At 65.7% G+C, this 8,889-nt stretch carries 7 protein-coding genes; 1 reads left to right on the forward strand and 6 read right to left on the reverse strand.

Translation table 11 applies throughout. The annotated features are described in order from the left end of the window. Nucleotides 1-159: 159 nt before the first annotated feature. The 6 genes from EWU68_RS12800 to EWU68_RS12825 all read right to left on the reverse strand — a co-directional run bounded on the left by EWU68_RS12800 (nucleotide 160) and on the right by EWU68_RS12825 (nucleotide 7,195). On the reverse strand, nucleotides 160-1,554 hold the full coding sequence (locus EWU68_RS12800; protein WP_129316565.1) for an MFS transporter: 1,395 nt from the start codon (nucleotides 1,552-1,554) through the stop codon (nucleotides 160-162). A 172-nt stretch (nucleotides 1,555-1,726) separates the two neighbouring features. Then, on the reverse strand, nucleotides 1,727-2,752 hold the full coding sequence (gene fbaA, locus EWU68_RS12805; protein WP_129316567.1) for a class II fructose-bisphosphate aldolase: 1,026 nt from the start codon (nucleotides 2,750-2,752) through the stop codon (nucleotides 1,727-1,729). A gap of 249 nt (nucleotides 2,753-3,001) precedes the next feature. Next, nucleotides 3,002-4,003: a hypothetical protein gene (locus EWU68_RS12810; protein ID WP_129316569.1), complete on the reverse strand. Its 1,002-nt coding sequence runs from the start codon at nucleotides 4,001-4,003 to the stop codon at nucleotides 3,002-3,004. A 238-nt stretch (nucleotides 4,004-4,241) separates the two neighbouring features. Further along, on the reverse strand, nucleotides 4,242-4,850 hold the full coding sequence (locus tag EWU68_RS12815; protein WP_238692473.1) for a TrmH family RNA methyltransferase: 609 nt from the start codon (nucleotides 4,848-4,850) through the stop codon (nucleotides 4,242-4,244). Between the two features lie 96 nt (nucleotides 4,851-4,946). Further along, complete coding sequence (gene pyrE / locus EWU68_RS12820) at nucleotides 4,947-5,531, reverse strand: orotate phosphoribosyltransferase (protein ID WP_129316573.1); 585 nt, start codon at nucleotides 5,529-5,531, stop codon at nucleotides 4,947-4,949. Between the two features lie 5 nt (nucleotides 5,532-5,536). Then, nucleotides 5,537-7,195: an anthranilate synthase component I family protein gene (locus EWU68_RS12825; protein ID WP_162421504.1), complete on the reverse strand. Its 1,659-nt coding sequence runs from the start codon at nucleotides 7,193-7,195 to the stop codon at nucleotides 5,537-5,539. Nucleotides 7,196-7,274: 79 nt separating this feature from the next. Here EWU68_RS12825 and EWU68_RS12830 point away from each other — a divergent pair, with 79 nt between their 5' ends. Further along, entirely contained in the window at nucleotides 7,275-8,834 is a 1,560-nt protein-coding gene (locus tag EWU68_RS12830) for a glutamate synthase-related protein (protein ID WP_129316577.1), read from the forward strand. Nucleotides 8,835-8,889 lie beyond the last annotated feature (55 nt).

The raw sequence follows: 8,889 nt of genomic DNA on the forward strand, positions 1-8,889 counted from the left end.
CCCGCGCCCCGCGGCCCCCACCGAATCGGGCAACCGCCACCCCATGGGAACAAGCCGGCTCGGCCTCGGACCCGGCCCCGGCCCCGGGCCCGTTCCGCAACCTCACCTCGGTCCGACGGCCCGCCAACATGCCGACGCACCAGCACCCACTGAACCCGTTCAGGCCTGTCGGTCCGCGCTCCGGCCGGTCGTGCGGTCGCCGAACACACCCACGTCCAGAATCAGCAGCGCCATGGCCAGGGCCACCACGGAGAACACCAGGACCGGGCCGGCCCCCGACAGCAGGGGCAAGAGGATGAACGGAAGGAAGGCGCTGGTCAGCTTGGACAGCGAATAGGCGAACCCGGAGGCCGTTCCGCGGACCCGGGTCGGGAAGTTCTCGGCCATGAACACGTGGTAGGAGTTCGAGAACATATTGCTCGCCATCGTGAACAGCATGCCGGCGACGACCACCCACACCGGGTTCTCGCCGAGCCCGAAGGCCAGGCCGAAGACCCCCATCAGCCCTGCGGTGAACATCACCAGGTACTTCCGTTCGAATTTCTCGATGAACGGAACCACCAGGAGGGAACCGATCGGGTACCCGAAGTAGGTGAGGGCGGTGTACCCGATGGACTCGACCACGTCGAAACCCTTGGCGCTGAGCACCAGAACTGCGACCGTCCCGAATCCGTAGTACCCGAAGACCTGAAGAATGTTCATGACGGACAGCATCAGGGTGCGCTTGCGGAAAGGCGTCCGGAAGATTTCGCCGAACGGGACCTTGGCCTCCTGGGCCGGCCTGATGGCCGGGTCCGGCTCGGGCAGGGACTTGCCAGCCTGCTCGGCCTCCCTCTCGAAGGTCTCGACGACGCTCCGTGCTTCCTCGATCCTCCCCTGGGTCTCCAGCCACCGAGGGGACTCGGGCACGTGCCGACGGATGAACCATACGAGGAAGCCGCCGACCGAACCGATCACGAACAACCAGCGCCACCCGGCGACACCCAGCGGTGCCAACGGAACCAACCAGTGCGCGAGCAGTCCGACGAACGGGATTCCGAGGAAGCTGACCGTGTAGGCCCACGCGATGTACCGACCGCGCACCGCCTTGGGGAGCAGATCGGAGAGGTAGGAGTCGGCCAGAGCGTATTCGCCGCCGATGCCCACGCCGGCGATGAATCGACAGACGATGAGCCACGCGGCGTCGGGGGCGAAGGCCGCGATCAGGGAGAACACCGAATAGAGGAGCAGATTGACCACGAAGGCCGCGCGACGTCCTACCCGGTCGGCCAAGCGACCCATCAGGATCGCACCCAGGAATTGGCCGAGGAAGGCCGAGGCCAGGACCAGGGACAGCGTGGTCCCGGTCAGATCGAATTCATTCTGCAGAACTTTGGAAATAGTGGCCGCGAGGAAGTTTTCGAACTGGTCGAAGAACACCCCAAGACCGACGATGACCGTGATCAATCGGTGGGAGCGCAGGACCGGAAGTCGGTCCATGCGCGCGGACACCGAAGGTTCCGCCGAAGTGATCAGCTGGTCATTCGTGCTCTCGCTGGGGTCGACGTGGTGCATTCCATCACACTATTCATCAGCGTCGTTGGGTGTAACGGATCCTGCGCGCCGTCTTGAACTGTGGAACGCACGACGCCGTCGCCCCGCGCAACGACTCCGGCGTGCACCCTCCGACCCGTGGGCCGATGGATGCACGCCGGAAAAAGCGGTGCGCGACGTGTGCCGCGAGCGCCTACTTGATCTGGGTTCCCGCCGAGCCGAGGTGCTCGCAGGCCTGAACGACGCGGTCGGCCATGCCGTCCTCCGCCTTGGCGCCCCAGGTGCGGGGATCGTAGAGCTTCTTGTTTCCGACCTCACCGTCGATCTTCAGAACGCCTTCGTAGTTGGACAGCATGTGTCCGGCCACGGGACGGGTGAAGGCGTACTGGGTGTCGGTGTCCACGTTCATCTTGATGACGCCGTAGGAGACGGCGTCGGCGATCTCCTGCTCGGTCGATCCCGAGCCACCGTGGAAGACCAGGTCGAACGGGCGGTCCTTGCCCAGCTTCTCCCCGACTTCCTGCTGGATCTGCTGGAGCAACTCGGGACGCAGTTTCACGTTGCCGGGCTTGTAGACCCCGTGAACGTTGCCGAAGGTCAGCGCGGTGATGTAACGACCCTTTTCGCCGTTCTCGCCGAGCGCATCAATGGTCTTGAGAGCGTCTTCGGTGCTGGTGTAGAGCGTGTCGTTGATTTCGCCGACGACGCCGTCTTCCTCGCCGCCGACCGCGCCGATCTCCACCTCGAGGACGATGTGGGCCTTTCCGGTGCGTTCGATGAGGTCCGCACCGATACGGAGGTTCTCCTCGAGCTCGATGGCGGAACCGTCCCACATGTGGGAGTTGAAGATCGGGTCCTCACCGCGGGCCACGGCGTCCTCGGACTCCTTGAGCAGGGGAAGAACGAAGCCGTCCAGCTTGTCCTTGGGGCAGTGGTCCGTGTGGAGGGCGATGTTGACGTCGTACTGCTTGGCAACCTCGCGGGCGAAGGCTGCGAATGCGAGCGAACCGACGACCATGTCTTTCTTGCTCGACCCCGACCAGTAGGCGGCACCACCGGTGGAGACCTGGATGATGCCGTCCGAGCCCGCTTCGGCGAAACCGCGGATCGCGGCGTTGAGGGTCTGGGAGGAGGTCACGTTGATCGCGGGGTAGGCAAAGCCCTTGCTCTTGGCCTTATCGAGCATCTCTGCATAAGCGTCCGGGGTTGCGATGGGCATGCTGACTCCTTTGTGACGGAAGGTCGGGCCGGCGACGAACCGACCCCTGATGATCGGAGCGACCCGGCCGCCCGGGACCTCCGCAGATCTGGGTTCAGTCTAACAAGGGGCCCAGCCCTCCGAGGCAAGAATGTGTACAGGTTTCCGGGGACCGGTCGGGAACCGCCCCCGACACCAAGGGGGACGGCGTCGGGGGGCGGTCGTCGTGCACCGGGCGGAACCCGAGAAGACGGCTCTGGCCCGGCTGACTCACCGCGGGTCGTCGTAGAGCGGCGATTCTCCGGGTTTCTGTTGATGCTGGGCGTCCCCGAGCACCACGTGGACCTGGTGGTAGCCGCCGTCGTCGTCCGTGAACGAGAAGCGATAGCGGCCCGAGGGCAGATCCTTGAGGCGTCCCTGCTGGATGCTGAGACCGGCGCCCGGATCCTCGCTCAGGTACGCCGCCCCGGGGACCACCACGGCTTCGCCGGTAGCAGCGTCACGATAGGTTGCCGTGACCCCGATGGTGGCCGTCCCTGGTTGCGGGATCGGCTCGTCCGACCGGATGGGGATGCGGTCCGTGCCGACGTCGTAGACCGGCAGACCCGTCGAGGCATTGCGGGCGCTGTTGCCCGCCGACGACGCCGGAACCATCAGGTGGCTGGCGTCGTAGGCCACTCCGCTGTGTGCCAGGTGCGGTTCGTCGGCCGGTTGACCGTGTGCATCCAGGAAACGGTGCTGCCCGCGCGTCGCAGGATCGGGGTTCAGCGGCCCCTTGACCTGGATCATCAGTTGCCCGTGCGCGTTGTCGATCAGGTCCCGGGCCTGGCTCAGGTCGAGCGTCCCACCGTTCGACGCCGCGGTCAGCTGCTCCCCGCAGACTCCGTTGCCGATGACGACGTCGTAGTCTCCGTCGGCGGCAGGAACGAGCCCGGACCCGTCAGCACTGGGAGCTCTGAGGCTGAACTGGTCGCTGCCCGCAGGGGCCTCACCCGAAGGCGTCACTGACCCGGATGGTCCGTCCGCCGCGGGACGGCCGCTGAACGGTATCGGCGAGGTACCGTGCTCCCGCTTCCACGGGCTGTCCTCGGACAACGACGGGTCGCCGTCGGTCGGGCCCTGCGTGCAGGGAGTGTCGTCCGGTGGCAGAGCGGCTTGGGCCGGCGCCGAGGCACCGCCGAGTGTCCCGAAGCCCAGAGCGGCGGCCGCTGCCACGGCGACCACGGGTGAGAGCTGGTCTCGTGTTCTGCAGTTGACGTTTCGGAGGTCCATGACTCATCGCACTCCTCGCTATCCGTCGGGCCGGATAGAGTTCCGGCCCTCGGGCCCTGTCAACGGTTTCCGCAAGAATCGCGGAAATCTCTGCCCGTACGGAGAGCCTACGAAAAGAAAAGTGCCGATGGGTTACCGTCCGATATCAATTCCGGGGAATTCGAATAACAATTCAATAACCGTGATATTCGAGGCGCTGGAAGGGAAGAATCGAAGGGTGAAAGGATTCTTGTGGTCGTCAGATCACGCGCTGGTCAAACACGTGCCGCCGAACCCAGGAATGCATGGCGATGGCTGCGGCCGCTGAGGCGTTGATGGATCGAGTGGAGCCGAATTGTTCGATGGACAGGGTCGCGACGGATGCATCCTTCATCTCGGCGCTGAGTCCTGGGCCTTCCTGACCGAAGACCAGGACACAATCCCGCGGGAGATCGTAGGTTTCCAGTTGGTGCGAATCCGGAAAATTGTCGATACCGATCACGGCCAGCCCCTCGGAACGGGCCCATTCGACGAATGATTCGACGGTGACATGGTGCCTGACGTGCTGATACCGATCCGTGACCATGGCTCCGCGTCTGTTCCACCGTTTTCGACCGATAATGTGCACTTCCTTGGCGAGAAATGCGTTGGCCGTACGGACCACGGACCCGATATTGAGATCGTGCTGCCAATTCTCGATGGCCACGTGGAAGGAATGCCGTTTGGAATCCAGGTCCGCGATGATCGCTTCCATGGTCCAGTAGCGGTATTCGTCCGTGACGTTCCTGCGGTCGCCGCCCTTCAGCAGCTCGGGGTCCCAGTGGTCCCCTTCGGGCCACGGACCATCCCAAGGGCCCACCCCGACCACGTGGGCGGCAGCCGCTCCGTCGGTGTCCCGAGTCGGGACCTCGTCCCCGGGGCCCTCCCCCGAGTGGCGAGCTGAGTCCTGTTCGGATCCCACCCGCTAGTCCAGGCCGAGTTCGGACTTGGAGTACGCGTACAGGCAGGGGACGCCCGCGCTCTCCTCGATGCGTTCCTTGGCCCCGGTGGCCCGGTCCACGATGATCGCGACGGCGACGACGTTGGCCCCGGCCTCGCGCAGCGCCTCCACCGCGGTGAGCGCGGATCCGCCGGTCGTCGAGGTATCCTCCAGAACCACCACGTTCCGGCCCGAGACCTCGGGGCCCTCGACCTGGCGCCCCATCCCGTAGGACTTCTGGGCCTTGCGGACCACGAAGGTATCGATCGCGCGGTCGTTGTCCCCGGCAGTTCGCATGATCGCGTGGCCCACGGGGTCGGCGCCCATGGTCAGCCCGCCGGCGGCATCGAAATCGATCCCGTTGCGGTCCAACAGGTCCAGCATGACCTGCCCCACCAACCGGGACGCCTCATGGTGCAGGGTGATCCTGCGGAGGTCGACGTAGTAATCCGCTTCGAGCCCCGAGGCCAGCGTGACCTTGCCGCGGACCACGGCCAGTTCGGAGATGAGGTCGCGGAGTCTCTCGCGGGCGGCCTCGATGGACAGGACGGTGGAAAGATCGGAAGTCATGGGCCTCATTCTACGTGGTGAACTGGGGCTTCCCCACGCGTTCGGGGCACGGTGTGGACAACATCGCGCCCGGCCCCCGCGGGCCCTCGGACCGGTGCGTCGAGCTTCGTCAGCATCTCCTCGTACTCCGCGCACGGGTCCGAGTCGGCGACAATGGCGCCGCCCGCACTCACGCCGAGCATCGACGTCGCACCCGGCCCGGGCCGCATCACGATCGTGCGAATCACGATGGACAGGTCCGATTCTCCCGACGGCGACACATACCCCAGGGCGCCCGAATAGATGCCCCGCGGCCGGGCCTCCAGGCGGTCGATGATCTCCATGGTGCGAGGTTTCGGCGCCCCGGTCATGGACCCGCCGGGGAAGCACGCCCGGACCAGGTCGATGGCTGACCGTCCCGGACGCAAGCGACCACGAACGGTCGAGACCAACTGATGCACGGTCGCGTAGCTTTCGACGCCCATGAGCACGGGCACCCGGATCGACCCCGGCTCGCAGACGCGGGAGAAATCGTTGCGCAACAGGTCCACGATCATCAGGTTTTCGGCCCGAGTCTTCGGGTCAGCGGCCATGTCCCGGGCGGCTTTCGCGTCATCCTCGGGAAGGGCGCGCCTCGGCGTCGTGCCCTTGATGGGTTTGGCTTCGCACCAGCCGTCCGCATCGACGGCCACGAATCGCTCCGGACTCGAGGACAGGACCGCGACGTCGTCGCACCAGAGGAAGGCCGCGTGCGGCGCCGGATTGGATCGGCGTTGCCGCGCGTAGAGGTTCGCGGCCGCGTCGAACCCGAAGGCCACCGGCACGTTCCGTTCCGACGCGGCGGTCAGGCACACCTCGTAGGAGTTTCCGTCCCGGATTTCCTCCAAGGCCTCCCCAATCGCGCGCATATAACGATCCCGGTCCGGCGGCGCGCACCGGAGGACGACGTCGGCCGGCAGGGTTGTCGCGGATATGGAACTCGCGGGCGTGGAACTCGCGGGCGTGGAACCCGGGCATGCGGAGCCGGCGGCAGCAGGATCGGACGGGTCGCAGACAGAATCGCCCAGCGCCTCGACCGCCGCGTCCACCCATGTTTCGTCGCCCACGATCCACCAGTTCCGATCCCGATGATCGATGATCACCAGACGGGTCGAAACCATCCACACCGCATCCGGCGTCTCGGCGGCGAAGACGGAGGAGAATCCCAAGTCGGCCCTGGTCTCGTATCCGAAATACCCGAACCAGGCCCCGATCATGGACCGCACGAAGCTCGGGATCCGCCGATCCGGCGGCGTCGAGGGAGTCTCGGGTGCCCCCACCTCCGCGTCCGTGAGCCGTTGCTCCAGCACGTCGACCATGGTTCCCCGAGTTCGGCCCCGGAGCATCCCGTCGGGGGCGAGGCGATCCACCCGAGGGTCAGGACGCCCCGCGGTCTCGTACCTGAGCACCTCGCTCGGAACGAGCATGACGCTCCAGCGAGCCGGGGCCCCACCCCTGACGTGGGCGGACGAGGAATCGAGCCACGCCGCATAGCGGTAGTCGATGCCATCGAGACGACCCATGGAGTGTACGAGGCGGCGGAACAATCCGCTCTCATCGACCACGGAGGGTGCCAAGGCATCGTGTGCGGCCCACAGGGGACGGCCCAGGGCATCGGCCCCGCAGGGAATCCTGTGCGAGAACATGACAGCATTTTCCCACGATGCTTTCATTCGCACCGGACTAGGGTGGAAGGAACGCATCGGGCATCACAAGGGAGTGAATATGGGATTCTCGGCCAAACGCATCGCCGCCTCCGTCGGTCTGTCGGGAGCCGCTGGACTGCTGGGAGTGGCGGCGCACGACGTCGTCCAGAAGAAGCACACGATTCTCCGGAACTTCCCCGTTCTCGGTCATGCTCGATATTTCATGGAGTTCATCCGCCCGGAAATCCAGCAGTATTTCATCGAGAACAACTACGACGGTCGCCCGTTCGACCGGGATACGCGGTCGATGATCTATGAACGGGCCAAGGGCCTCGGCGGGGAACAGGCTTTCGGGACCGAGCGCAAAGTCCTGCGCCCGGGACACGACTTCATCCTCCACACCATGTCCCCCGTGGCGCCCATGAAAGAAGAACCGCGTCAGCGCCTCGGCGGACCGGACTGCACGCAGCCCTACGACATCTCCTTGTTCAACATTTCCTCGATGAGTTTCGGGGCGCTCTCCGCCAACGCCGTCATGGCCATGAACAAGGGCGCCGCGCTCGGCGGCTTCTCCCAGGAAACCGGCGAGGGCGGTCTCACCGATTACCACCTGAAGTACGGGGCCGATGTCATCTGGGAATTCGGTTCGGGGTACTTCGGGTGCCGTACGGAGGACGGTCGGTTCGACGACGAAACCTTCGCCCACAAGGCCGCTCAGCCGGAGATCAAGGGAATCCTCATCAAACTCAGCCAGGGGGCCAAGCCGGGGCTGGGCGGCGTCCTCCCCGGAGAGAAGGTCACCCCGGAGATCGCCAAGGCTCGCGGTGTTCCGGAGGGAGAAACCTGTGTCAGCCCCGCGGCCCACCCCGAATTCTCGACGCCGCGGGAGCTTCTGCACTTCGTGGCCCGGGTACGGCAGGCTGCCCAGGGGAAACCGGTGGGCATCAAACTGTGCGCGGGGTCGCGGATCGAGATCCTCGGCCTGTGCAAGGCCATGCTCGAGACCCGGATCACCCCCGACTGGATCACGGTCGACGGGTCCGAGGGCGGGACGGGTGCGGCACCGGTCGAATTCGAGGATGCGGTCGGCATGCCCCTGACGGAGGGGTTGATCAGTGTCAACAATGCCCTGGTCGGCGTCGGGCTCAGGGACAAGGTCGCGTTGGGCGCGTCGGGCAAGGTCGTCGGCGGGGCGGACATCGTCCGGAGAATGGCCCTCGGCGCCGACTTCACCAACAGTGCCCGCGGCATGATGATGGCCACCGGCTGCATCCAGGCGCAGAAGTGCAACACCAACCGTTGCCCGTCCGGCGTCGCCACGCAGGATCCCAGGCTCGCGCGAGGGATCGACGTCGGCGACAAGGGCGAACGAGTCAAGAACTTCCATAAGGGAACGATGAATTCGGCCATGCGCATTCTCGCCTCGATGGGCCTGAGCTCGTTCCGCGACCTCGGGCCGGAGCACATCATGCACCGAATCGATTCGACCAGCTCGGCCTCCTACAACCGCATGTACACCTGGCTCACGACGAATTCCCTCCTCGACGGGACCGCGCCCGAAGACTGGATGGAGAAGTGGAACCGCTCTGACCCCGACAGCTTCATGGTCGCCCGGCACCACCACACGCGCGCGAACTAGCTGCCTGCGCGCGTGTGGTGGTGCCGGGCGACCATGAAGCTGTCGGGGTCAGAGC

The organism is Rothia koreensis, from assembly GCF_004136575.1.
Taxonomy (GTDB): domain Bacteria; phylum Actinomycetota; class Actinomycetes; order Actinomycetales; family Micrococcaceae; genus Rothia; species Rothia koreensis.

Excerpts from the sequence above, each read along its gene's own strand:
- EWU68_RS12800 (WP_129316565.1), bottom strand. The coding sequence starts at position 1,554 with ATGCACCACGTCGACCCCAGCGAGAGCACGAATGACCAGCTGATCACT.
- fbaA (WP_129316567.1), bottom strand. The coding sequence starts at position 2,752 with ATGCCCATCGCAACCCCGGACGCTTATGCAGAGATGCTCGATAAGGCC.
- EWU68_RS12810 (WP_129316569.1), bottom strand. The coding sequence starts at position 4,003 with ATGGACCTCCGAAACGTCAACTGCAGAACACGAGACCAGCTCTCACCC.
- pyrE (WP_129316573.1), bottom strand. The coding sequence starts at position 5,531 with ATGACTTCCGATCTTTCCACCGTCCTGTCCATCGAGGCCGCCCGCGAG.
- EWU68_RS12825 (WP_162421504.1), bottom strand. The coding sequence starts at position 7,195 with ATGTTCTCGCACAGGATTCCCTGCGGGGCCGATGCCCTGGGCCGTCCC.
- EWU68_RS12830 (WP_129316577.1), top strand. The coding sequence starts at position 7,275 with ATGGGATTCTCGGCCAAACGCATCGCCGCCTCCGTCGGTCTGTCGGGA.